The following is a 771-nucleotide window of genomic DNA, read 5'->3' on the forward strand; positions in this document are numbered from 1 at the left end:
GGCTCGCGGCGCTCGACGGCGCGGAGGGCGCGCCCGCGCCCCAGCGGACGTCGATCGCGGGCGACCTCATCCGGCTGCCCCATGTCTATCGCGGCGTCGCGCGGTCCCGGGTGGCCCCGCTCTACCGGGCGGCGCTCGCCCATGCGCAGGCCCATCTCGCCTTCGGCGTCCGCCAGCCGGTCGGCCAGCTCCGTCCGCTGCAGATCGCCATGGTCGGGCTGATCGAGGACGCGCGGGTCGAGGCGCTGGCGCTGCGACGGTTTCCGGGCCTGCGGGCGCTCTGGACGCCCTGGCACGAGGCGCGGCCCGACGCCGCCATGACCGCCGGCATGCTGATGGCGCGGCTGTCGCGCGCGCTGCTCGATCCGGACTACGCCGACCCCGACGGCTTCGTGGCCAAGGGCCGGCGGCTGTTCGCGGAGGCCGAAGGGCGGCTCGACGATCCGCTGACGGCGCGGGCCATCGGCGGGCTGATCGGCCACGACATGGGCCAGATGCGGCTCAGGTTCGATCTCAAGGCCTATGTGGTCGAGCCGCTCTACCGCGACGACAATCTGGCGCTCTGGGAGTTCCGCGAGCCGCCGGACGACCGCGCCGACGAGATCGAGCAGGCGGTGGACGCCGCCCGGCCGCGACCCGAAGACCGGGACGACGGCCGCCCCTCCGACGAGCCGCCGGAGCCGGAGGCGGGCCGTGCGCGCTCCGTCGCCGCCGAGGACCGGGGGACGGTGGTCGCGGTCTATCCCGAATGGGACCGTGCCGCCGGCGCGG

1 pseudogene is annotated in these 771 nt (G+C 76.0%); it reads left to right on the plus strand.

Going from position 1 to position 771, the window contains the following annotated elements:
- Positions 1-771 (plus strand): annotated as a pseudogene (locus ACFQ4O_RS17985) (nitric oxide reductase activation protein NorD); the annotation flags it as partial.

The organism is Methylopila musalis (assembly GCF_042679725.1).
GTDB classification, from domain to species: domain Bacteria; phylum Pseudomonadota; class Alphaproteobacteria; order Rhizobiales; family Methylopilaceae; genus Methylopila; species Methylopila musalis.